Origin of the sequence: Methylophilus sp. UBA6697 (assembly GCF_002454655.1) — a bacterium.
In the GTDB taxonomy this organism is placed as follows: Bacteria; Pseudomonadota; Gammaproteobacteria; order Burkholderiales; family Methylophilaceae; genus Methylophilus.
Window position 1 is genome coordinate 31,072 of sequence record NZ_DKJH01000025.1, and the last position, 22,336, is coordinate 53,407.

At 52.1% G+C, this 22,336-nt stretch carries 22 protein-coding genes; 17 read left to right on the top strand and 5 right to left on the bottom strand.

All coding sequences use genetic code 11. From position 1 onward, the window contains the following. Positions 1–60: 60 nt before the first annotated feature. From urtA to B3355_RS07680, 15 genes are all read left to right on the top strand, one after another. Positions 61–1,299 (top strand): urea ABC transporter substrate-binding protein, encoded by a 1,239-nt coding sequence (urtA, locus tag B3355_RS07610; RefSeq protein ID WP_024929617.1) that lies wholly within the window; start codon positions 61–63, stop codon positions 1,297–1,299. 107 nt (positions 1,300–1,406) lie between these two features. After that, on the top strand, positions 1,407–2,324 hold the full coding sequence (urtB, locus tag B3355_RS07615) for an urea ABC transporter permease subunit UrtB (RefSeq protein ID WP_019881613.1): 918 nt from the start codon (positions 1,407–1,409) through the stop codon (positions 2,322–2,324). Between the two features lie 115 nt (positions 2,325–2,439). Continuing rightward, on the top strand, positions 2,440–3,726 hold the full coding sequence (gene urtC, locus B3355_RS07620; RefSeq protein ID WP_292782335.1) for an urea ABC transporter permease subunit UrtC: 1,287 nt from the start codon (positions 2,440–2,442) through the stop codon (positions 3,724–3,726). After that, a complete protein-coding gene (gene urtD, locus B3355_RS07625; protein WP_019881615.1) occupies positions 3,723–4,466 on the top strand; it encodes an urea ABC transporter ATP-binding protein UrtD in 744 nt (247 codons plus the stop codon). Before urtC ends, urtD begins: the two co-directional genes overlap by 4 nt. Before the next feature lie 26 nt (positions 4,467–4,492). Beyond that, positions 4,493–5,182, top strand: coding sequence for an urea ABC transporter ATP-binding subunit UrtE (urtE, locus tag B3355_RS07630; protein WP_019881616.1), 690 nt, complete (start codon positions 4,493–4,495; stop codon positions 5,180–5,182). A gap of 145 nt (positions 5,183–5,327) precedes the next feature. Beyond that, positions 5,328–6,197, top strand: a complete 870-nt coding sequence (locus B3355_RS07635; protein ID WP_292782222.1) for an urease accessory protein UreD — start codon at positions 5,328–5,330, stop codon at positions 6,195–6,197. Between the two features lie 27 nt (positions 6,198–6,224). Then, positions 6,225–6,527, top strand: coding sequence for an urease subunit gamma (gene ureA / locus B3355_RS07640; RefSeq protein WP_019881618.1), 303 nt, complete (start codon positions 6,225–6,227; stop codon positions 6,525–6,527). Positions 6,528–6,683: 156 nt separating this feature from the next. Then, positions 6,684–7,007 (top strand): urease subunit beta, encoded by a 324-nt coding sequence (locus B3355_RS07645; protein WP_292782225.1) that lies wholly within the window; start codon positions 6,684–6,686, stop codon positions 7,005–7,007. Next, complete coding sequence (gene ureC / locus B3355_RS07650; protein ID WP_019881620.1) at positions 7,004–8,707, top strand: urease subunit alpha; 1,704 nt, start codon at positions 7,004–7,006, stop codon at positions 8,705–8,707. The genes B3355_RS07645 and ureC overlap by 4 nt, the downstream gene beginning before the upstream one ends. Before the next feature lie 2 nt (positions 8,708–8,709). After that, the gene (gene ureE, locus B3355_RS07655; RefSeq protein ID WP_292782228.1) at positions 8,710–9,201 is read left to right on the top strand and encodes an urease accessory protein UreE; all 492 of its coding nucleotides are present in this window, start codon (positions 8,710–8,712) and stop codon (positions 9,199–9,201) included. After that, positions 9,194–9,877 carry an urease accessory protein UreF gene (locus B3355_RS07660; protein ID WP_292782231.1) on the top strand — a complete coding sequence of 228 codons (684 nt, stop codon included), beginning with the start codon at positions 9,194–9,196 and terminating at the stop codon, positions 9,875–9,877. Before ureE ends, B3355_RS07660 begins: the two co-directional genes overlap by 8 nt. Continuing rightward, positions 9,874–10,527: an urease accessory protein UreG gene (ureG, locus tag B3355_RS07665; RefSeq protein WP_292782234.1), complete on the top strand. Its 654-nt coding sequence runs from the start codon at positions 9,874–9,876 to the stop codon at positions 10,525–10,527. The genes B3355_RS07660 and ureG overlap by 4 nt, the downstream gene beginning before the upstream one ends. Positions 10,528–10,590: 63 nt before the next feature. Beyond that, positions 10,591–11,166 (top strand): HupE/UreJ family protein, encoded by a 576-nt coding sequence (locus tag B3355_RS07670; RefSeq protein ID WP_292782237.1) that lies wholly within the window; start codon positions 10,591–10,593, stop codon positions 11,164–11,166. Positions 11,167–11,351: 185 nt separating this feature from the next. Further along, entirely contained in the window at positions 11,352–14,792 is a 3,441-nt protein-coding gene (locus B3355_RS07675; protein ID WP_292782240.1) for a hybrid sensor histidine kinase/response regulator, read from the top strand. After that, positions 14,779–15,711 (top strand): response regulator transcription factor, encoded by a 933-nt coding sequence (locus tag B3355_RS07680; protein WP_024929627.1) that lies wholly within the window; start codon positions 14,779–14,781, stop codon positions 15,709–15,711. The genes B3355_RS07675 and B3355_RS07680 overlap by 14 nt, the downstream gene beginning before the upstream one ends. A gap of 39 nt (positions 15,712–15,750) precedes the next feature. Here the strand turns inward: B3355_RS07680 and B3355_RS07685 are convergent, their stop codons facing one another. Together B3355_RS07685 and B3355_RS07690 are read right to left on the bottom strand one after the other, a co-directional pair. Beyond that, on the bottom strand, positions 15,751–16,305 hold the full coding sequence (locus B3355_RS07685) for an outer membrane protein (RefSeq protein WP_292782244.1): 555 nt from the start codon (positions 16,303–16,305) through the stop codon (positions 15,751–15,753). Between the two features lie 27 nt (positions 16,306–16,332). Next, positions 16,333–16,983, bottom strand: a complete 651-nt coding sequence (locus B3355_RS07690) for a hypothetical protein (protein ID WP_292782247.1) — start codon at positions 16,981–16,983, stop codon at positions 16,333–16,335. 254 nt (positions 16,984–17,237) lie between these two features. On the opposite strand from B3355_RS07690, the gene B3355_RS07695 reads away from it, so the two are divergent. Then, the gene (locus B3355_RS07695; RefSeq protein ID WP_019881629.1) at positions 17,238–18,659 is read left to right on the top strand and encodes a DHA2 family efflux MFS transporter permease subunit; all 1,422 of its coding nucleotides are present in this window, start codon (positions 17,238–17,240) and stop codon (positions 18,657–18,659) included. A 53-nt stretch (positions 18,660–18,712) separates the two neighbouring features. Here the strand turns inward: B3355_RS07695 and B3355_RS07700 are convergent, their stop codons facing one another. From B3355_RS07700 to B3355_RS07710, 3 genes are all read right to left on the bottom strand, one after another. After that, complete coding sequence (locus tag B3355_RS07700; RefSeq protein WP_019881630.1) at positions 18,713–19,495, bottom strand: ferredoxin--NADP reductase; 783 nt, start codon at positions 19,493–19,495, stop codon at positions 18,713–18,715. Between the two features lie 66 nt (positions 19,496–19,561). Continuing rightward, a complete protein-coding gene (locus B3355_RS07705) occupies positions 19,562–20,491 on the bottom strand; it encodes an FAD-binding protein (protein WP_292782252.1) in 930 nt (309 codons plus the stop codon). After that, positions 20,488–21,240, bottom strand: coding sequence for an electron transfer flavoprotein subunit beta/FixA family protein (locus B3355_RS07710; RefSeq protein WP_047514428.1), 753 nt, complete (start codon positions 21,238–21,240; stop codon positions 20,488–20,490). The genes B3355_RS07705 and B3355_RS07710 overlap by 4 nt, the downstream gene beginning before the upstream one ends. Before the next feature lie 150 nt (positions 21,241–21,390). Between B3355_RS07710 and B3355_RS07715 the strand changes: the two genes are divergently transcribed. Beyond that, complete coding sequence (locus tag B3355_RS07715; protein WP_024929633.1) at positions 21,391–22,329, top strand: LysR family transcriptional regulator; 939 nt, start codon at positions 21,391–21,393, stop codon at positions 22,327–22,329. The last annotated feature ends 7 nt before the right edge of the window (positions 22,330–22,336 follow it).

A 22,336-nucleotide genomic window follows, 5' to 3' on the forward strand; every position in this document is an offset into this window, starting at 1 on the left:
ATGTATGTAAGCAGAAATAGCAATTAACTTAATTGATTTATCCATAAAGGAGAAGATGTAATGAGTACCTTAAACAGACGAGGTTTTATGAAAGGCGCATTGCTGGGAGCTATGATGGCCGCAGGCCTCATCAGCGGTCATGCTTTTGCTGCAGATTTTCCAACGGCAAAAGTAAACACCACCGGCCTGGCAGTGACTGACACGACGGTAAAAGTAGGTATTCTGCATTCCGCCACCGGTACCATGGCGATTAGTGAAACAGGGTCTATCCAGGCTGAAAAGCTGGCCATCGAGCAGATTAACGCCATGGGCGGTATCCTGGGTCGCAAGATTGAAATCGTGCAGGAAGATGGTGCCTCTGACTGGCCAACCTTTGCTGAAAAAGCGAAGAAGTTGCTGGAAAAAGACAAAGTGGCTTCTGTGATGGGCTGCTGGACATCGGCTTCACGTAAAGCGGCTTTGCCAGTGTTTGAAAAAGACAATGGCTTGCTGTTCTACCCAACCTTCTATGAAGGCCTGGAACAATCCAAAAACGTGTTCTACACAGGCCAGGAAGCCACACAACAAATTCTGGCAGGTCTGGACTGGATTGCTAAAGAGAAAAAAGCCAAAACCTTCTACCTGATTGGTTCTGACTACATCTGGCCACGTACCTCGATGAAAATTGCCCGTAAACACATCGAGCAACATCTGGGCGGCAAAGTGGTAGGTGAAGAGTACATCGCGCTGGGCGACACGCAATTTGGTTCTGTGATCAACAAAATCAAACTGAAAAAACCTGACGTGATCTATGCAGCGGTGGTGGGCGGCAGTAACGTGGCCTGGTTCAAACAGTTGAACGCGGCTGGTTTGAACTCCAGCAAGCAAACCATGTTGACCATCTCAGTGACTGAAGATGAAGTATTGGGTATTGGCGGTGAAAACCTGGCTGGTTTCTACTCAGCGATGAAGTACTTCCAGTCTCAAGACAATGATTCCAACAAGAAATTTGTTGAAGCATTCAAAAAACGCTGGGGTAAAGATGCTGTGATTGGCGACGTAACACAAGCGGCTTACCTGGGCCCATGGTTGTACAAAGCGGCAGTTGAGCGCGCAGGTAGCTTCGATGTCGATAAAGTGCAAGCTGCATTGCCAGGTTACGAGTTCAAAGATGCACCTGAAGGTCCTGTGACTGTTGAAGCTAACCATCACCTGACGACCAAGCTCCGTATTGGTCAATGGGGTAAGGATGGCCAGGCCAAAGTGGTTTACACCTCTGACTACATCAAACCAGATCCATTTCCAAAAGGCTACCAATAAACCGGTAGTGGCTTAACAGCTTGAGCGGTAGCCGGAGAATATCCGGCTACCGTTTGGCGCAAGTAGTAAACAACATTTTAGAGAAGTAGCATTTAAAGGAGACCGATATGTTTGGTTATTCAATGGCTGAGATAGGCAATATTGTGGTGATGCAGGGCTTTTCAGGTCTGAGCATGTTTACAGTGTTGCTACTGATGGCTCTGGGTCTCGCGATTATTTTCGGGCAGATGGGTGTGATTAACATGGCCCACGGTGAGTTTATGACGATAGGTGCCTATACCACGGTGCTGATTTCCAAAGTGGCTGCGACCTATGGCTTCACGAATTATTACTTCGTGTTTGCGATTGCAATTGCCTTTGTACTGGCCTTCGCCGTTGGTTACTTTATTGAATTTATTATGATCCGGCACCTCTACAAGCGGCCGCTGGATACCTTGCTGGCCACCTGGGGTTTGAGCCTGGTCATGCAGCAAATTTTCCGCTCTTCATTTGGTGCCAAAGAAGTGAGCGCCGAACTGCCAGAATGGATGCTGGGTTCTTTCCAGCCAACCCCGGACATTGATATCCCGATTAACGGCGTGTTTGTGATGGTGCTGGCTGCGCTGGTGACCTTTGGCGTCTATATGTTCATGTTCAAGTCTCGCTGGGGCCTGCGCGTGCGTGCCACGGTGCAAAACCGCACCATGGCGGGCGCGGTGGGGATTAACACCGCCAAAGTTGACCGTGTGACCTTTGCCCTGGGTTGCGGCATTGCCGGGATCGCCGGTGCGGCCTTTACCACCATTGCTTCTACCGGCCCGACCACAGGTACCTTGTACATCGTCGACAGCTTTATGGTGGTGGTATTTGGTGGTGCAGCCAGCATTGTCGGTACGATTGCTTCGGCCTTCGGTATCGCCCAGGCGCAATCTGTCCTGCAATTCTTTATGACCAGCTCTATGGGCAAAGTGTCTACCTTGCTCGTCATTGTCACTATCTTGATGATGAAACCAGAGGGCTTGTTTGCCTCCAAACTGCGTAAATAGCAGGGTGATGGCAACGTGTGAACAGGTTTTTCACGCGTTGCCATAAGTAAATGAACGTATTAATTGTTTCTACCTGCCGCAATAGAATCAACGCATCAACAGAGGAGAAATCTTGATGACATTATGGGAAAAAATGAAAGCCAGTCCTGTACTGGGTGGTAAGGAGGGGGTGATCGGCCTGGCTGTGCTGGCGGCCATCATCTTCGTTGTATTGCCACTGGGCGTAGATATTTTCCGCCTCAATCTAATCGGTAAATACCTGACTTACGCGTTTGTTGCGGTGGGCCTGGTCATGTTGTGGGGGCACGGCGGTATCCTGAGTTTAGGCCAGGGCATTTTCTTCGGCCTCGGTGGTTACGCCATGGCGATGTTCCTGAAGCTGGAGGCTTCTGATCCGCTGAGCACCAAAATCCAGTCTACGCCAGGCATTCCTGACTTTATGGACTGGAACCAGCTCACGGCCTTGCCATGGTTCTGGGAGCCGTTCAAGAGCTTGCCGTTTACCATCTTTGCCGTGTTGACGATCCCGGCATTATTCGCCTACCTCATTGGTTACGCCATGTTCAAACGCCGGGTGGGCGGGGTGTATTTCTCCATCATCACCCAGGCTGTTGCCTTGATCCTGAGTATCCTGATTGTCGGCCAGCAAGGCTATACCGGTGGTGTCAACGGCATGACTGACTTGCGCACCATGCTGGGCTGGGATATCCGGACTGACTCTGCCAAATATATCCTGTACTTTGTGAATGGCCTGTTGTTGTTCGGTGCGATTTTCCTGTCCAAATACATCATGAGCAGCAAGTTCGGCATGTTGTTGCTGGCCATGCGTGACAAAGAAGAGCGCGTACGTTTCTCCGGTTACGACGTCTCCAATTTTAAAATCTTTATTTTTTGCCTGGCTGCGATGATGTCTGCTGTCGGTGGTGCCATGTTTACGCTGCAAGTCGGCTTTATGTCACCTTCCTTCGTCGGGATTGTGCCTTCGATTGAAATGGTGATTTTCTGTGCTGTTGGTGGCCGTGCGTCACTGATCGGTGCGGTCTACGGCACCTTACTGGTGAACTACGGTAAAACCGTATTCTCCGAGAATTACCCTGAAATGTGGTTATACCTGATGGGCGGCTTGTTTATCGCCGTGGTGATGTTCTTCCCGAGCGGTCTGGCGGGTATCTGGGATAAGTATGCGACCAAATATGGTTGGTTTAAAGAAAAAGCCAAGCCTGTAAAAAAGCCTGAGGTAAGTACTTCTGAGGTAGAAGCGCAAGCAGTCCTTACCGACACAGCCACTGAAGCATCTCTGGCCACTGAATCTACCAGTGTGGTCAGCAAAAAAGTGACACGCAAGAAAGCAGACGTAAGCCCTGCAATCGAGAGTAACAAATTGAGAGGAGCAGAAGCATGAGTAATACAGACTTCGTCTTGGCTGTAGAAGATTTAACCGTCTCCTTCGATGGCTTTAAAGCGGTGGATAGCCTCACCATGTATATCGACAAAAATGAGCTGCGTGTGCTGGTGGGCCCGAATGGTGCTGGCAAGACGACCGTGCTGGACCTGATCTGCGGTAAAACCAAATCGACCTCCGGTTCGATCAAGTTTAATAATACCGAGCTGACCAAGCTGTCAGAGCATGAAATCGTACGCTCGGGCGTTGGCCGCAAATTCCAGAACCCGTCGATTTACGAAAACCTGTCGGTGTACCAGAACCTGGAAGTGTCTTATCCCAAAGGCCGTGGCGTGTTTGGTAGCCTGACCTTCAAACGCACCAAAGAGGTTGAAGACCGTGTACGTAAAGTTGCAGAAGACATTATGTTGACCGAGTTTCTCGATATGGAATCTGCTTTGCTCAGCCACGGCCAGAAGCAATGGCTGGAAATCGGTATGTTGCTAATGCAAGAGCCTGAGTTGCTGATGCTGGACGAACCGGTGGCGGGCATGAGTGCAAAAGAGCGCGACCAGACGGCCGATTTGCTCAACCGTATCTGCCAGAACCGTTCGGTGATTGTGATTGAGCATGACATGGAATTTGTGAAAAAAATCGCGCACAAAGTCACGGTATTGCACCAGGGCAAGATTCTGGCTGAAGGGCCGATGGAAAAGGTGCAGGCTGACGAAAAAGTCATTGAAGTTTACTTGGGTCATTAATTATTGGGCCATTAAAGGAGCACAGCATGTTTGAAATTGAGAATTTGCAGGTGAGTTATGGCCAAAGTCAGGTCATTCATGGCCTGAACTTCAAAGCCAACAAAAACGAAACCCTGGCGATTATGGGTCGCAACGGCATGGGTAAAACCACCTTGTTTAAATCGCTGATGGGCATTTTGCCAAGCAAGGCGACCAAGGCGACGGTCGATGGGGTGGATCTGCAAGGTGCTGCCACGCATGACCGTGTCATGAAAGGCCTGGCCTATGTGCCACAAGGGCGCTGGATTTTCCCGAATATGACCGTGCAGGAAAATATCGAAACCGGGCTGGAGAAGTCTTCCTCTGGCGAAATTCCGGATGATATTTTTGCCTTGTTTCCTGTTTTGCATGAAATGCGCAAACGCAAGGGCGGTAACTTGTCCGGCGGCCAGCAACAGCAACTGGCCATCGCCCGTGCGCTGGTGACCAATCCTAAAGTATTATTGCTGGATGAACCGACCGAGGGTATTCAACCGTCGATTATTAAAGACATTGCTAAAGTGTTGAATGAAATCCGCAAAATGCGTGAGATCACCATCATTGTCTCTGAGCAGGTATTGAGTTTCACCATGGAGGTCGCTGACCGTATTATCGTGATTGATAAAGGCCGTTTTATTCACGAAGATACGCGTGATAATGTCGATGCGGCCAAGGTGAAAAGTTATCTGTCTGTTTAGATTCGGATAGTTTTAGCCACATAGAGCACAGAGTTCACAGAGAAAAACCTAACGCAGCAGTTGAAATCTCTGTGCTCTCTGTGTCCTCTGTGGCAAATATAAAAAAATAAACACTCTTGATTTGCCTGTGGCATGATGCGTCGGTATGGATGATATTAACTCGGCAACGCCTTTGCCTTCCCTGAGCAAGTTTCAACACAAGCGCTGGCAGGCGCGACTCGAATTAGGCTTCGCCTTGCGCGAGCAACGATCTTACCTGGCACATCGCCTGCATAACGGGCCGCTGGTCGTGCAAAAATCATTGCATCCCGAGGGTGACGCCATTTGCCATGCGGTGATTGTGCACCCGCCTGGTGGCGTGGCGGGCGGTGACGCCTTGCAGTTACAGGTCAATGTGGGTGAGGGCGCGCAAGCCTTGTTGACGACACCTGGTGCCGGTAAATGGTATAAAGCCAATGGCACACTGGCTTCGCAGGATTTAAAGTTTACCCTGGCCGCTGGCAGTGGGCTGGAGTGGTTGCCGCAAGAAAATATCTTGTTCGACGCGGCTGAAGTGCGCTTCGGTGCCGAGATAGACCTGGCTGCCGATGCCAGATTTGCTGCCTGGGATATTGCCTGCCTGGGCCGTCAGGCGCAGCAAGAGGCCTGGCAAACCGGCGTTTACCAGTTAAAGCAACAGATACGTCGCGATGGCAGGCTAATCTGGAACGAACGTGTGCATATGCGTGCAGCTGATGTGCTGACGAGCAGTCGCATTGGTTTGGGTGGCGCGGTGGTATTTGGTACTTTTTTAGTCTGCGCGGGGGCTGTGCCTGCTGAAGTGGTGCAGGCGTGCAGGGAACTCGTGCCTGCCGATGCCAAGACCGGCATCACGGCCTTGCCGGAAGTGCTGGCGATCCGCTACGTCGGGCAGGCCTCACAGCAGGCCAGGCAATACTTCGAACAATGCTGGCAGCTGCTGCGGCCCTGGTATTACGGCCGCGCAGCGATCAGGCCGCGCATTTGGAACACTTAGAACAATAACTATTAAAGAGACGCAGCGATGGAACTTACTCCCCGAGAAAAAGACAAGTTACTGATATTTACCGCCGCACTTTTGGCAGAGCGGCGCAAGGCGCGTGGCTTAAAACTCAATTATCCCGAAGCGATCGCTTATATCACGGCAGCCATTATGGAAGGTGCGCGCGATGGTAATACGGTTGCTGAGCTGATGAGCTTTGGTACCACCTTGCTGACGCGTGATGACGTGATGGAAGGCGTGCCGGAAATGATTCCGGATATACAGGTGGAGGCTACTTTTCCGGATGGGACGAAATTAGTGACCGTCCATCACCCCATTCCATAGGTGTGAATGATGAAAATGGCGAATTGCGGCGTTGCGCGGTACTCGAAATCCTCATGTACTACATGTACATTCCGGTTTCTGCGTTCCGTGCGCCTTGCACTTCATCCATTTTGATCATTCACTGACGCATCTAAAAGGTTCAATAGGAAAAATAATATGATTCCCGGCGAAATGCAGGTCGCAGCAGGCGACATCGAACTAAACACAGGGCGCGAAACCGTGACGCTGAATGTGGCGAACAAGGGTGACCGGCCGATTCAGGTTGGTTCGCATTACCATTTTTATGAGACCAACGACGCCTTGTCATTTGACCGTGCGCTGGCTTATGGCTGCCGGTTAAATATTGCTGCAGGCACGGCGGTGAGGTTTGAGCCTGGTCAGACGCGTACCGTGCAATTGGTGCAACTGGCTGGTGATCGAAAAGTATATGGCTTTGCTGCACGGGTGATGGGGAGCCTCAAGGATGGGAGTAAGCAATGACCATTAAAATGGATAAACGTGCCTATGCCGAAATGTTTGGCCCGACTGTGGGCGACAAAGTGCGCCTGGCGGATACCGAGTTATGGGTAGAGGTGGAGAAAGACTTCACCATTTATGGTGAAGAGGTCAAGTTTGGTGGCGGCAAGGTCATTCGTGATGGCATGGGCCAAGGCCAGGGCCTGGCGGCGGAAGTAGCTGATACCGTGATTACCAATGCCTTGATTATTGACCATTGGGGCATTGTTAAAGCCGATATCGGTATCAAGGGCGGTTATATTTCTGCCATTGGCAAAGCCGGGAACCCGGATATCCAGCCCGGCGTGACCATTGCCATTGGTGCAGGTACTGAGGTGATTGCCGGTGAAGGCATGATTATCACCGCCGGCGGCATTGATACGCATATCCACTTTATTTGTCCGCAGCAGATTGAAGAAGCATTGATGTCTGGTGTCACCACCATGATAGGTGGCGGTACTGGGCCAGCCACTGGCACATTTGCGACCACCTGTACGCCGGGGCCATGGCATATCCACCGTATGTTGCAATCTGCGGATGCGTTCCCTATGAATTTAGGCTTTCTTGGCAAGGGCAATGCCAGTTTGCCTGAGCCGCTGCGTGAGCAGGTGCGCGCAGGCGTGATCGGCCTTAAATTGCATGAAGATTGGGGCACGACGCCCGCAGCGATTGATAACTGCCTGAGTGTGGCTGACGAGATGGATATCCAGGTGGCGATTCATAGTGATACGCTCAATGAATCCGGCTTTGTTGAAACCACCATAGGTGCCTTTAAAGGCCGCACTATTCATACCTTCCATACCGAAGGCGCGGGTGGCGGCCATGCGCCGGATATTATCAAAGCGGCCAGCCATCCGAATGTGTTGCCGTCTTCGACCAATCCGACGCGGCCATTCACCGTCAATACGATTGACGAGCATCTGGATATGCTTATGGTCTGCCATCACCTGGATCCAGCCATTGCCGAGGATATCGCTTTTGCCGAGAGCCGTATCCGCCGCGAAACGATTGCCGCTGAAGATATCTTCCACGATCTCGGTGCGTTTTCCATGATGTCATCTGACTCACAGGCCATGGGGCGCGTCGGTGAAGTGATTATCCGCACCTGGCAGACCGCACATAAAATGAAGATCCAGCGCGGCCCGTTGGCTGAGGATACTCCCGGCAACGACAACTTCCGCATTAAACGCTATATCGCCAAATACACCATTAACCCGGCGCTGACACATGGTATTTCGCATGTAGTGGGTTCCGTGGAAGTCGGTAAACTGGCTGATTTAGTCGTCTGGAAACCCGCATTCTTTGGCGTGAAACCGTTTACCATTATCAAAGGTGGCATGATTGCCGCAGCGGCGATGGGCGACCCAAATGCGTCTATTCCGACGCCGCAACCGGTGCATTACCGCCCCATGTTTGGCGCTTATGGTGGTGGTTTGAAAACCGCAGTGACCTTTATTTCGCAAGCCGGGCTGGATAATCCTGAAGTGCACGCATTAGGCCTGCAAAAGCCGCTTATCGTGGTGAAAGGCACACGCGATGTGAAAAAGTCAGACATGATACATAACACCTGGATGCCTAAAATCGAGGTCGACCCTGAAACCTATGAAGTGTTGGCTGATGGCATGCCGCTGGTGTGTGAACCGGCGGAAGTGCTACCGATGGCGCAACGTTATTTCCTGTTTTAATCATGATTCATTTAACCGAACGTATTACTGTCAGCGGCCGTATCGACGATCAATTAGAGTTACCTTTTGATCAACGCCAGAAAAGTCGTCTGCGTGTGGCGCTGGTGTCTGGTCGTGAAGCTGCCCTGTTTCTAAGCCGTGGCATTATTTTACGCGGTGGCGATTTGATTCAATCAGAGGACGGCAGTCTGGTGGTGCAGATTGTGGCCGCGCAAGAGCCTGTCTATAACGTGATTGCGCCTACCCCAAGAGATTTAATGCGAGCTGCCTATCATTTAGGCAATCGCCATGTGCCCTTGCAGATTGGCGATGGCTGGCTGCGCCTGGAGCAGGATTATGTGCTCAGGGATATGCTGCTGGGTCTAGGTATGCAGGTGAGTGAAGTGCATGCACCATTTGAGCCGGAAGCGGGCGCCTATGGTGGTGGCCACCGGCATGGTGAGGATGTCTTACATTCGTTGCGCCCACGGCAGGATGGTCATGCGCATGGCTAATGCACTGGCACTGAGTCGGTTGCTACAACTGGCAAGTCCGCTGCTGCCGGTGGGGGCTTATGGTTATTCGCAAGGATTGGAGTGGGCTATTGAGTCCGGCGAGGTGAAAGATGTCGCTTCGGCCCAAGGCTGGATAGGCGACAGTTTGCAGGTCTATCATGCGCGCTTTGAGTTGCCGGTGTTATACCGTTTATATCAAGCTTGGCAGGCAGGCGACATGCAGCAAGTGCAAGCCTGGGACAGTTTTTACCAGGCCGGGCGCGATACCGCCGAAGGTTGGGCGGAGACGCGGCAAATGGGATATTCGTTGCGGCGGCTGTTGAATGATTTAAAGCCGATGTCTGCCGAACTAGTTGCGCAGGTGAATACGCTGGAGTCACCTGCTTTTCCGACGCTCTATGCGGCCATTGCCCAGCACTGGCAGATTGCGCCCGAGCAGATGTTGCACGGTTATGCCTGGGGCTGGCTGGAAAATCAGGCCAGTGCTGCCATGAAAGCCGTGCCATTAGGACAGGTCGCTGGCCAGACCATTCTGCTCGCTTTGGGTGAGCAATTGCCGCAAGTAATACAGGTTGCGATGCAACTGCCAGAGGATGAAATGAGCAATTTCAACCCGCTGCTCAGCATCGCTGGCTGTCAACATGAAACACAATACAGCAGGTTATTTAGATCATGAAAATACATACCCAATTTGACACGCCCACGCCCGCCGTTACCGACTACAAAGAGCCTTTGCGCGTAGGCATTGGCGGCCCGGTCGGTTCCGGTAAAACCGCTCTGACCCTGGCGTTGTGCCAACGTTTGCGTGAGGCATATAACATCGCAGTCGTCACCAACGATATTTACACCAAGGAAGACGCCGAATTTTTAACCCGTAATCAAGCACTGGTGCCAGAACGTATCATCGGCGTCGAAACTGGTGGTTGCCCACATACAGCGATTCGTGAAGATGCCTCTATGAATCTCGAAGCCGTCGACCAGCTTAGCAAACGCTTTAAAACGTTGGATATCGTGTTTGTCGAAAGTGGTGGCGATAACCTGGCGGCGACGTTCAGCCCGGAGTTGTCTGACCTGACTATTTATGTGATCGACGTGGCTGCGGGTGAAAAAATTCCACGTAAAGGCGGCCCTGGCATTACCAAATCAGATTTGCTGGTGATCAATAAGATCGACCTGGCACCTATGGTGGGCGCCTCGCTGGAAGTCATGGACCAGGATGCCAAACGTATGCGTGGTGAGAAACCGTTTGTGTTCAGCAACCTGAAGAGCGGACAGGGGCTGGAGGAGATTGTGCAGTTTATCGAAAAGCGGGGCCTGATGTTATAGCGACATCGCTGTCTCTATGAATCCATCATACATGGCTAACTTAATTCTGTTGGAGAAGATTGAATGAAAAAAAGTATTGTTTGGGGTGTCGCAGCTAGCCTGGTATCTGGCGTGGCTTGGGCGCATCCAGGGCATGGCCTGACGACTGGGTTTGCGGCGGGTTTCCTGCATCCGCTTACCGGTGGGGATCATTTGCTGGTGATGCTGTCACTTGGCGTGTGGGCCGCGCGTCGGCCACAAGGGCAAGGCTGGCAATTGCCAGTGTTATTTGTGTTGGCGATGGGGGTGGCTGCGCTCATGGCGATGACCTGGTTATCTGTCTCTATGGCTGAGCTGCTGGTGGCGTTGAGTGTGTTGGTGATGGGCGCTTTGTTGCTGGCAGAGATCAAGCTATCGCGTAGCGTTCAGCTTGCTGGTGTTGCGGTGATTGCGGCTGCACATGGTTATTTACACGGTGTGGAGTTAGGCAATCATTGGGCTGCGTTGGCCGGTATGATGGTGGCGACTGCGCTGTTGCATGGGGTTGGCTGGGCATTAGGGCGTCAGCCGCAGTCGTGGGCGAACTCGGTGTCCAGAGGGTTGGGCGGAATCATGCTGGTCTTAGGTGCCTATTTGGGAGCCAGTTTGCTCTGGGCTTAAAATAACAGGCTGTGGCGAGACAGCAAACGTAAAATGCGGATAAGTTTGTTATCCGCATTTTTTATTTGTGGCATGCTTTAGTTATGCTACGTCAATTAACGTAGTGATTGATTTCATCTCACGCTCTAGCATACGCTGGGGCGCTTATTTTCCTCTTACGGTCCCGTCTTTTTAAGGATTGTTGATTGTCTAACCCTTCCGAGCTATCACAGGCACCGCATGCCGAGCCGATACAGCGTATCGTCAAGATTCGTCGCGACTATAACAATTGGGTCGCTAACGAAACCATAGAAGATTACGCGCTGCGCTATACCCCACGGGCTTTCCGTAAGTGGTCGATTTTGCGTGTCTCAAATACGGCGCTGGGGGCGATTTCTTTCCTGGTGCTGGAGGCGATTGGCGGCACCATTACCATTAACTATGGTTTTCCCAATGCCTTGTGGGCGATCCTGGCCGTCGGCCTGATTATTTTCCTGACCGGCTTGCCGATCAGCTACTACGCCGCCAAATACGGCCTGGACATGGACTTGCTGACACGAGGTGCCGGTTTTGGCTATATCGGTTCGACCATTTCCTCGTTTATTTACGCTTCGTTCACGTTTATCCTGTTTTCACTCGAAGCGGCGATTATGGGCTATGCGTTGGAGTTGTATTTTCATTTGCCGCTCTATCTCGGCTACCTGGTCAGTGCGCTGATTGTGATTCCGCTGGTGACGCACGGCGTGACCTTGATTAGCCGTATCCAGATGATTACGCAACCGCTCTGGATTGCGCTCATGTTTTTGCCGTTCTTTGCTATCTTGCAGATGGATCCGGATGTGTTGCATAGGCTCAGTAGCTTTGCCGGCGTGTCTACAGATGGTGGCCACTTTAACTGGGTCATGTTCGGCACCGCGACGGCGGTGGGTGTGGCGCTGATTCCGCAAATTGGTGAACAGGTCGACTTCTTGCGTTTTATGCCAGTGCGCAACAAGGAGAATTACTGGCGCTGGAACCTGGGCGTGCTGATGGCCGGGCCGGGCTGGGTCATTCTGGGCATGCTCAAAATGCTGGCAGGCGCCTTGCTCGCTTACCTGGTGTATAACCGCGATATGCCATTGAGCTCGGCGGTGAACCCTACGCATATGTACTGGGTCGGTTTTGAGCACGTATTCAGTAACCACCAGGTAGCGTTGGCGGTGACGGCGCTGTTTGTCTGTGTGTCGCAAATCAAGGTCAATATGACCAATGCCTATGCCGGTTCACTGGCCTGGTCTAACTTTTTTGCCCGCCTCACGCATAGCCACCCTGGCCGTATTGTGTGGGTGGCGTTTAACGTCATGATTGCCATTGTGCTGATGGAGCTCAATGTATTTCAGGCGCTGGAAGAAATCTTGGGCCTGTATGCCAATATCGCCATCGCCTGGATCGCCGCCGTGGTGGCCGACCTGGTGATCAATAAGCCCTTGGGTTTAAGTCCTAAAGGCATTGAGTTCAGGCGTGCGTATTTATACGATATTAACCCGGTGGGTGTCGGGGCCATGTTTATTGCTTCGGCGGTGTCGATCGCAGCGTATACCGGCATCATGGGTGTGCTGGCACAGTCATTCTCTACCTTTATTTCACTGGTGACTGCGTTGTTAATGTCGCCGCTGATTGCCTGGTATACCAAAGGTAAATACTACCTGGCCAGGCAACGTCCAACCTATTTGCAACCCTCGACCACCAAACAATGCGTGATCTGTGAGCGCGAATATGAGGTGAGTGATATGGCGCATTGCCCGGCTTATGGCGGCGCTATTTGTTCTTTGTGCTGTTGTCTGGATGCGCGTTGCCATGATGCTTGCAAACCCCAAGCCAGGCTCAGCGCGCAGTGGGAGGCGCTCAACAAGAAGTTTTTACCACCGCGTTTGTGGCCGCATTTAAATGGTGGGGTGGCGCATTTCTTATTGCTCATGCTGATCGCCATGATTTTGTTTGGGGCCACCATTGGCCTGATTTACCTGCATGATGCCCTGACTGTTGGCCGGGAGTATCCTGGGCTGATGCAGCATTTCCGTTCTGGCTATTTAAAGGTATTTGTCGCCTTGCTGTTTTTGGGTGGCATTGTGGCCTGGTGGCTGGTGCTGACTTCGGCCAGCCGACGGGTGGCACAGGAAGAATCTAACCGGCAAACCGGCTTGTTGCTGGAAGAGATCGAGTCGCACAAAAAGACCGATACGCAGTTGCAGAAAGCACGGCGTTTGGCCGAAGAGGCGAACCAGGCCAAGAGCCGCTACATTACCGGCATCAGTCACGAATTGCGTACGCCGCTCAACAGTATCCTGGGTTATGCGCAACTGCTGACCAATGACGACAGCATCCCCGACCACCGCAAGCAGGCGATTAAAACCATTAGCCGCGGCGGTGAGCATTTGTTGTCACTGATTGAAAGTACGCTGGATATTGCGCGGATTGAAAGTGGCAAAATGACCTTTGATGTCAAGCCACTGCATTTCCCCGAGTTTATCAGCCAGATGGTCAGCATGTTTGAAATCCAGGCACAAAACAAAGGCCTGGCATTTTATTTCGAGCAGTCTGGCAATTTGCCAGAGTATGTGCGGGCCGACCATAAGCGGCTCATGCAGATACTGGTCAATATCCTGGGCAATGCGGTCAAGTTCACCACCAAGGGCAGCGTGACTTTCCGTGTGAGCTACGCGCGGGAAATAGCACAGATCGATATTGAGGATACCGGCCCTGGCATTGCGCCGAATGAGGTGGAGAAGATTTTTGAACCGTTTGAGCGCGGCAGTGCAGCCGATGTGGTGGGGATCGGTGGCACCGGTTTGGGTCTGACCATCAGCAAGCTGCTGACGCAGTTGATGGGCGGCGAAATGCAGTTTGATAGTGTGCTGGGACGTGGTACGCGATTTGAAATTCGCTTATTCTTGCCGCAGATTCGTGAAACAGCACATTTATCGAAAAAAGCCGTGCGGCAGCGTATTGGTTATGAAGGGCCGATCAAGACCGTGCTGGTAGTGGATAATGAAGAGGTCGATCGTGAGTTATTGCGCGATGCTTTGCAGCCGCTGGGTTTTATTGTGCATGAAGCAGGTAACGGCCAGGCTTGTGTGAACCAGTACCAGATGGTGCATGCAGACTTGATCCTGATGGACTTGGCCATGCCGGTGATGGATGGCTGGGAGGCGGCTTATATCATCCGCCAGGTGCATCAATCCAAACTGCCGATTGCGATTATCTCCGCCAATGCCTATGACCGCAGCCTGGATAATCAGGCCAAGATTCCGGCACAAGACTTTTTTGTCAAACCGGTTAACCTGGACGAGGTGCTGGACTGGATAGGCAATCAGCTCGGCCTGACCTGGCGTTATGTAGATAGCGCGGCATCCCAGTCGGCGCTTGCCCTTAAACCGGCTGAGCCTGCGAGTGATGTTGACCCTGTACCAGCGATCTTGCTGGAAAATATGGCCCAGTTCGCCCGTATGGGTTACGTCAAGGGTGTGCGCGAAGTATTAGCCACCCTGAATAGAGAACATTCGCAACATCAAACATTTATTCATGACCTGCAACAGGCCATGGAGCGCTTTGATTTTGCTAAACTGCAACGCTTGATTGAGGAGTACACCAAAAATGACCAGCCATAGCCATACCGTGTTAATTGTGGATGATGTGCCAGAAAACCTGGCCTATCTGCATGACGCACTGGATGAGTCCGGCTACCAGGTCTATGTCGCCAACTCCGGTGAGATGGCGTTGCAAGTGGCGCATCTGATGCAGCCGCATGTGATCTTAATGGATGCGATGATGCCTGGCCTGGATGGTTTTGCTACTTGTCGTCGCATTAAGGCTGCGGCAGAAACCCAGCATATCCCGGTGATTTTCATGACCGGCCTGACCGAGATCGAACATGTCACCATGGCATTCGATGCCGGTGGTGTGGACTATGTCACCAAGCCGGTACGCCCGGCAGAGGTGTTGGCCCGGCTCAAGGCACATGTGCAGAATGCCACCAAAATGCATCAGGCTACTTCAGCGCTGGATGCCTTTGGCCAGGCAACGATTGCTATTCTGCCGAGTGACAAACGCCTGGTGTGGCAAACGCCGCTGGCCAAGCAATACCTGGAACAGTATTTTGCCGAGTGGGCAGCCAAAGAGGCTTACAGTGCTGTGCAAACCTTGCCGCCCATGATTTACCAGTGGCTGGAAAGCTGTATACAGCAATTCTCCAGCGGGCAGTCCATGCAAACGCTTAGTGTCAATCAGGGCAATGCACGTCTGAGCCTGACCGTGGCCAATACCAGTGAAGAGCAATGGGTGGTGGTGTTACGCGAGCATTCGGACGAAGCGCAGATTGAATCACTGGGTAAGTTGTTTCAGCTCACCAAGCGTGAGTCAGAGGTGTTGTACTGGACCGTCAAGGGCAAGACTAATAAAGACGTTGGTGAGATACTGGGCACCAGTCCACGCACCATCAATAAGCACCTTGAACATGTCTTCCAGAAACTGGGGGTTGAAACCAGGACTGCTGCTGCGTCACTGGTAGCATCCAAAATCAAGTTCTAATCGCTGGCTAAAGGCCGGGTGCTTTAGCCAGTTTTAGCGTTAAAAGTTGTAGATAAAGCCGACACTGGTGACGTTGGAATTAAAAGATTTGCTGCCACCGCCGTTAACGTCCACTTCCGCTTGGTAGTGATCCCAGCCCACACGCATGGCAATAGCCTTGTCGAAATGGTACTCTGCGCCCAGGCCATACGTGGCCCCCATGTGGGTTGCATCGTCATAAGCACTTAAGCCCGATACTTTGCTGCTGGTGGCAGCAACCCCTAATTTTCCATAGACATCAAAAGCATCGTTCAGTGGCAATGTGCCTACTGCGGTCAGGCTGAGGGCATCGGCCTTGACGCTGCCATGCGCATTGTCAGTGACCTTGCCAATACCAGTATATTGGCCTTCTACAGCAAAATAAGGGTTGAATTTGTAGCCTGCTACAAGCCCGGCGACAGCTTGACTATCTTTGTCGACCCCGTTGGGTGTTTTTAAGTTTGGCATGCCTATCCCCAGGTTTGCCCCGGCATAAAAGCCTTCTGCACTGGCCCACAACGGTGTTGCCAAGGTCAGGCTGCTGATTAAAAATAAGAGGGCGTGTTTACGCATCATGATTGCTCCAATGGATATTGATAAATCTTATTTAAGTTTGCTCTGTGCCAGTTTCAGGCCTTCTTCGATATCCTGCTTGCGGCCAGCATCCGCATCTTCCCGGCCCGGGCGTGAGGGTGCTTGCAAGGCTTTCTGGTAATACGTAACGGCCTGGCTGTAATCACCCTGCGCGCGCAGGTAGTCCGCATAAAAGTAATTGCTATCTATGCCTGTCGGATTCAGTTGCAGAGCCTTTTCCAAGTATTCATGGCCTTTTTTCTTGTCACCAAAGCCAATCGGCCAGCCGGGTACGCGAAAGTACAATGAACCCAATGTGGTGTAAGCTGAGCCATTGAGTGCCTGTGGATTGGTTTTAATGCTGGCGAGTAACAAGTCGCGTGCCTGCTCAGCGGCTTTCAGGGCATTGACCGGATGGAGTGGCCCCATGCTTTTGGCGTAGCCACTGAGGACGATGGCTTCCCATATCTGCGCCTCATTGGCCTCCGGGTTTTTCGCCGTCAGCTGGTGTGCCTGTTCACTCAGGGTTTTAAAAGAGGCTTCTTGCTGGTCTTTGCTGGTGTGGTAGGTGGCTTTTGCCCAGGCATGTTGCAGGCCGGCCAATTCGTTATCCAGAGCTTCGTCGGCAAAAGCGGCACCGGTCAGCAAGGCCAGGCAGGTATACATGATCAAACGTTTCACAATGGCTCCCAGTTTAAATAAGCTTTTTTTGCAATAAGAATGCCAACCTGCAAGGCATAAGTGGGTTTGAACGTTATTCAAATAAATCATATGGTTACAACTTATTTCCAGCAGAAGATGAGGGCGTGATCGCTTCAAAGGCAAGCGAACCCTGCATTTTTTGCAGGGTCTCAGCAGGTGACTCTGCAAAAAATGCATGCTATGGTCCGCGTGAGGTCAGATCACAATCATCCATCAATAAATCGTGAGTCATCATGTACGCTAATACACAAGTTCTTTCGTTTGAGGCGCTGTCGCAGCGCTATGGTGAGCGGTATAAATGGATGGTGCTGCTGATTATCGGCGTTGGCACGATTGCGGGCGTCCTGTGTACGTCGAGCTTCAATGTGGCTGTGCCTGCGTTGACGCATACCTTCCACCTGGGGCAAGACCATGTACAGTGGGCGATGACGGCATTTCTGGCGGCCATGACCATAGGCATGCTACCAGCAGCCTGGTGGCTGGAACGTTTCGGTTTGCGTCGCGTATTTATCACTACGTTGTGGCTACTGATTGCCGCCAGCGTCGGTGGTTTTTATGCACATTCATTTGTACAGGTTGTGATTGCGCGCTTGTTGCAAGGCCTGGCCGCTGGTGTGTTACAGCCATTGGGCGTCATGGCGCTGATGCGCTTGTTTCCGCCTAATATCCAGGGGCGCGCCTCTGGCATTCTGATCGTTGGGATTGCGTTTACGCCAGCCGTTGCACCGTCTATCAGTGGCTGGTTACTCGACCAGTTTGGCTGGCATGCCATTTTTCTGCTTGGCGTACCGTTTGCGCTCATTGCATTATTATGCGCCTGGCGCTGGCTACCCGCGCCGCGCAAAAATCCCATCAAACCATTTGACTGGCCGGGTCTGGGCTGGCTGTCGGCCGCCACCATCGGCCTGGTGGAATTTGTCTCCAGTTTGCACCATAGCGGGCTGGCGTCGGCCTGGACCTGGGGGCAGGCGACACTGACTGTGGTGTCCATGATCTGTTACCTGCGCCATGCCCATCAGTTGCCACACGCCATTATCCAGCTGCATTTATTCAACCGGCCCACTTTCAGCCGGGGCACGCTGGTGGCATTTGCTTATGGTTTTGGCTTGTATGCGTCGACTTACCTGATTCCGGTGTTTTTACAAAATGCGATGGCTTATTCGGCGACGGATGCAGGCTTGTTATTGCTGCCTTCCGGCTTGGCGCTGGTGTTGACGATTCCATTTGCCGGGCGCATGGCTGACCGCTTTTCACCCAGACGCATCACGCTGGCAGGGCTGATGGTCTTTGGTGCGTCATTCCTGGTGTTTGCGCTGGCGGCCAGGCAGGTGCAGTATTGGGATATTGTGGCCGCAACAGTGGTTGGCCGCATCGGCCTGGGCCTGATTTTACCTGCGCTCAACCTGGCGACCTTGCATGAAATGGAACCGCACCAGTTAGGACAGTCTTCGGTGGTTGTCAGTTATGCCAGGCAGTTAGGTGGCGTGGTTGGTGTGACCATGATGGCGGTGTTTATGGAATGGCGCGAACGCGTGTTAGGCATGGTGACGCCAGGCATTTTTGAGGCCTATGCACAAGGCTTTTTACTGTTATCGGTGGTGTTTGCGCTGGCGATGATTGCTGCGCTGGGGATGAAGGACGCGAAGCGCGAATAGTAATGGGAGGAGTTGCTGGCTGTTATCAAGGGATAACAGCCAGGTGAAGAGCTTTACTTCTCTACAAAAGCCTTCTCAATCACGTAGTCGCCAAGTTCACCAATACGTGGTGAAACTTTGAAGCCGCGTTTGTCCAGCATCGCAGCCGTATCAACCAACATGGCCGGGCTACCGCAAATCATGGCGCGATCCGTTTCCGGGTTTAATGGCGGCAAGCCAATATCTTCGAACAGTTTGCCACTTTCCACCAGGTCCGTCAGGCGGCCCTGGTTTCTGAAAGGCTCACGCGTCACTGTTGGGTAGTAAATCAGTTTGTTACGCACTTCTTCACCAAAGAATTCATTATTCGGTAAATCTTTAGTGATGAACTCTTCGTAAGCCAATTCGTTGACATAACGTACGCCGTGAATCAGGATGACTTTTTCAAAACGGTCATACACTTCGATGTCCTGGATCAGGCTCATGAAAGGGGCGAGACCAGTACCAGTCGAGAAGAAGTACAGGTTTTTACCTGGTTTCAAATCGTGTGTCACCAGTGTACCGGTTGGCTTGCGGCTGACCAACAGCGGATCACCTACCTTCAGGTGTTGCAGGCGTGAAGTCAGCGGGCCGTTTGGCACCTTGATACTGAAGAATTCCAGATGTTCTTCATAGTTTGGGCTGGCAATACTGTAAGCACGTGTCAGTGGCAGGCCATCTACTTCCATGCCAATCATGACAAACTGGCCGTTTTCAAAACGCAAACCTGGGTCGCGAGTGGCCTTAAAGCTGAATAAGGTGTCGTTCCAGTGATGAACGCTCAATATCGTTTCGGTGGAATATTTTTTATTACTCATGTCTTTTCTTTTACTCGCGACTAGGCAAAGGGATTGAATTTAAAAGGGTTTATTCTAAGGATTCTATTATAGCGCAGCTGTGAGTTGTGGTACGACTTCAAACAAGTCAGCCACCAGGCCGTAATCTGCGATCTTGAAGATTTGTGCTTCCGGATCCTGGTTAATAGCGACCACCACTTTGCTGTCTTTCATGCCGTAGGCATGCTGGATGGCACCGGAGATGCCGACGGCGATATACAGCTCAGGCGCAACCACGACACCGGTTTGGCCGACTTGCAGGTCATTCGGTGCATAACCGGCATCCACCGCGGCACGGCTGGCGCCAATGGCGGCATGCAGTTTGTCTGCCAATGGTGCAATCACTTGTGCAAATGCATCAGCACTGCCCAATGCACGACCGCCGGAAACCACTACTTTGGCGGCTGTCAGTGCGGGGCGCTCTGATTTATTAAAGGCTTCTGATACCCAATGGCTACCTTGCGGAACAGCTGGCGTTGCAATGGCTTTTTGCTCTGCGGTGGCACCCGTGGCTGCCGCGGCAAATTTGCTGCCGCGCACGGTCAGCACTTGAATGGCATCGCTGCTTTGCACGGTCGCCAGTACGTTGCCTGCGTAAATGCCACGCACATAAGTATTGGTATTGACGATTTCCAGTACGTCGGACAGCATGTTGACATCCAACAAGGCGGCTACTCGTGGCAACACGTTTTTGCTGAACGCGCTGTGCGCAGCCAGCACCACACTGTAATTAGCGGCCAGTGGCACAATCAGGTCAGCCAGGTGTTCAGCAGTCGGGTGTTGCAGGGCGGCATCCGTGGCAACCAGTACATTGCTCACGCCTTGCAAGGCGGCTGCCTGGGCGGCCAATGCATCGGTTTGCGCCGCCGCAATCAATACATCTACCGGTTGCTGCCACTGTTGTGCAGCTGTCACGGCACGCGCGACTTGCTCATTCAAATGTTGGCCGTCATGCTCGGCAATAATCAGTGTTCTCATGCAATGATCCCCTCATGCGTACGCAATTTGCTCAATAATTCATTCACGTCTTTCACCATGATGCCTGCCGGGCGCTCTGGCGGTGCCGCCACTTTCAGTTGCTGCACGCTGTTGGTGAGTGCAAGGTTGAGGGAATCCAGTGCAATGGTTTCAATCGGTTTTTTTCTGGCCATCATCAGGTTAGGCAATTTGACGTAGCGCGGTTCGTTCAAACGCAAGTCTGCAGTAATCACGGCTGGCAGCGTTACGCTTAATGTTTGCGTGCCGCCATCAATCTCTCTGACCACGGTGGCCTGATTGTCGGCAATCGTGATTTGTGAAGCGTAAGTGGCCTGTGGCAGTTTCAATAAGGCGGCCAGCATTTGGCCGGTTTGGCCCGCATCATCATCAATCGCTTGCTTGCCCAGCAGGATCAGCGACGGCTGCTCGCGTTCGACCACGGCTTTGAGTACCTTGGCAACGGCCAACGGTTGCAGGCTGTCTGTGGTTTCAATCAGCGTAGCACGGTCAGCACCCATGGCCAACGCATGGCGCAGGATGTCCTGATTCACTGCGGCACCGATGGTGACGGCAACGATTTCAGTCACAATGCCTTTTTCCTTGAGGCGGATTGCCTCTTCAATCGCGTTCTCATCAAACGGATTGACGCCCATTTTGACGCCATCAATATCCACATTTGAGCCATCCGCTTTGACGCGGACTTGAATGTTATAATCAACGACCCGTTTGATCGCTACTAGTGCTTTCATAAAACGTTTGCCTTTGTTGGGGTTTTACTCGTAACCGCGTATTTTAAGCCAGCTTGTAATATTTATTAAATTGATTATTATAATAATATATATCTATTTTTTAGATTGATTTTTATGCGGCGCAAATGCCGTGCAATCCTTTATCCTTCAATGAAGTACACACTCAGACAGCTGGAAATTTTTGTTGCGATCAGTCGCGCGGGCAGTGTGTCGCGCGCCTGTGATCAGCTTGCCTTGTCGCAGTCAGCCGCCAGCACCGCCCTGATCGAGCTGGAAAAACAATTTGATATCCAGTTGTTTGACCGTGTCGGCAAGTCTTTGCGTATCAATGAAGCCGGTCAGCAACTGATGCCCAAAGCGGTCGAGTTGCTGGACAGGGCGCGCGAAATTGAGCGTATGTTGCAGGGACAGCAGGGCTATGGCCATCTCAAAATTGGCGCGACGCTGACCGTGGGAAATTACCTGGTCACTTTGCTGGTAGCCAAATTTTTGCAGCAATATCCGCAAAGTCACATCCAGTTGCAGGTCCAAAACACACGTACTATCGTCGAGCAGATTGCAAATCATACACTGGATTTGGGTATGATAGAGGGCGAGTGTAATCACCCGGATATTGCCGTCGCACCCTGGATTGCCGACGAACTGGTGATTTTTGCGGCGCCCACGCATCCGCTGGCGCAGGTTGCGCAAACAGGAAAAACCATCCACAAGTCAGATTTATTGTTGCAACCGTGGATCGTGCGTGAAAGAGGTTCGGGCACACGCGAGACGTTTGACCGTGCCTTCAAGCAGGATTATTCACGGCTCAATATTACGCTGGAGCTGGAGCACACCGAAGCGATCAAACGCGCGGTGGAGTCCGGGCTCGGCATTGGCTGCATTTCAAGGCTGGCACTTAAGGACGCGTTCAGGCGCGGTAGCCTGGTGCCGATTGAAAACCACAGTTTGCAGTTTCACCGCAATTTTTATTTTTTATGGCACAGGCAAAAATATCAGACCGGTGGCATCCGTCAGTTTTTGGCATTTTGCCAGGCGTTCACCCAAGGGGCGACGCGTAGCGACCTGATCGATATCCCGGCCATTGCCTGACAGAAGG

Bases quoted from the DNA above. Each gene is read 5' to 3' on its own strand.
- urtA (WP_024929617.1), top strand. From the start codon at position 61: ATGAGTACCTTAAACAGACGAGGTTTTATGAAAGGCGCATTGCTGGGA.
- urtB (WP_019881613.1), top strand. From the start codon at position 1,407: ATGTTTGGTTATTCAATGGCTGAGATAGGCAATATTGTGGTGATGCAG.
- urtC (WP_292782335.1), top strand. From the start codon at position 2,440: ATGACATTATGGGAAAAAATGAAAGCCAGTCCTGTACTGGGTGGTAAG.
- urtD (WP_019881615.1), top strand. From the start codon at position 3,723: ATGAGTAATACAGACTTCGTCTTGGCTGTAGAAGATTTAACCGTCTCC.
- urtE (WP_019881616.1), top strand. From the start codon at position 4,493: ATGTTTGAAATTGAGAATTTGCAGGTGAGTTATGGCCAAAGTCAGGTC.
- B3355_RS07635 (WP_292782222.1), top strand. From the start codon at position 5,328: ATGGATGATATTAACTCGGCAACGCCTTTGCCTTCCCTGAGCAAGTTT.
- ureA (WP_019881618.1), top strand. From the start codon at position 6,225: ATGGAACTTACTCCCCGAGAAAAAGACAAGTTACTGATATTTACCGCC.
- B3355_RS07645 (WP_292782225.1), top strand. From the start codon at position 6,684: ATGATTCCCGGCGAAATGCAGGTCGCAGCAGGCGACATCGAACTAAAC.
- ureC (WP_019881620.1), top strand. From the start codon at position 7,004: ATGACCATTAAAATGGATAAACGTGCCTATGCCGAAATGTTTGGCCCG.
- ureE (WP_292782228.1), top strand. From the start codon at position 8,710: ATGATTCATTTAACCGAACGTATTACTGTCAGCGGCCGTATCGACGAT.
- B3355_RS07660 (WP_292782231.1), top strand. From the start codon at position 9,194: ATGGCTAATGCACTGGCACTGAGTCGGTTGCTACAACTGGCAAGTCCG.
- ureG (WP_292782234.1), top strand. From the start codon at position 9,874: ATGAAAATACATACCCAATTTGACACGCCCACGCCCGCCGTTACCGAC.
- B3355_RS07670 (WP_292782237.1), top strand. From the start codon at position 10,591: ATGAAAAAAAGTATTGTTTGGGGTGTCGCAGCTAGCCTGGTATCTGGC.
- B3355_RS07680 (WP_024929627.1), top strand. From the start codon at position 14,779: ATGACCAGCCATAGCCATACCGTGTTAATTGTGGATGATGTGCCAGAA.
- B3355_RS07685 (WP_292782244.1), bottom strand. From the start codon at position 16,305: ATGATGCGTAAACACGCCCTCTTATTTTTAATCAGCAGCCTGACCTTG.
- B3355_RS07695 (WP_019881629.1), top strand. From the start codon at position 17,238: ATGTACGCTAATACACAAGTTCTTTCGTTTGAGGCGCTGTCGCAGCGC.
- B3355_RS07700 (WP_019881630.1), bottom strand. From the start codon at position 19,495: ATGAGTAATAAAAAATATTCCACCGAAACGATATTGAGCGTTCATCAC.
- B3355_RS07705 (WP_292782252.1), bottom strand. From the start codon at position 20,491: ATGAGAACACTGATTATTGCCGAGCATGACGGCCAACATTTGAATGAG.
- B3355_RS07710 (WP_047514428.1), bottom strand. From the start codon at position 21,240: ATGAAAGCACTAGTAGCGATCAAACGGGTCGTTGATTATAACATTCAA.
- B3355_RS07715 (WP_024929633.1), top strand. From the start codon at position 21,391: ATGAAGTACACACTCAGACAGCTGGAAATTTTTGTTGCGATCAGTCGC.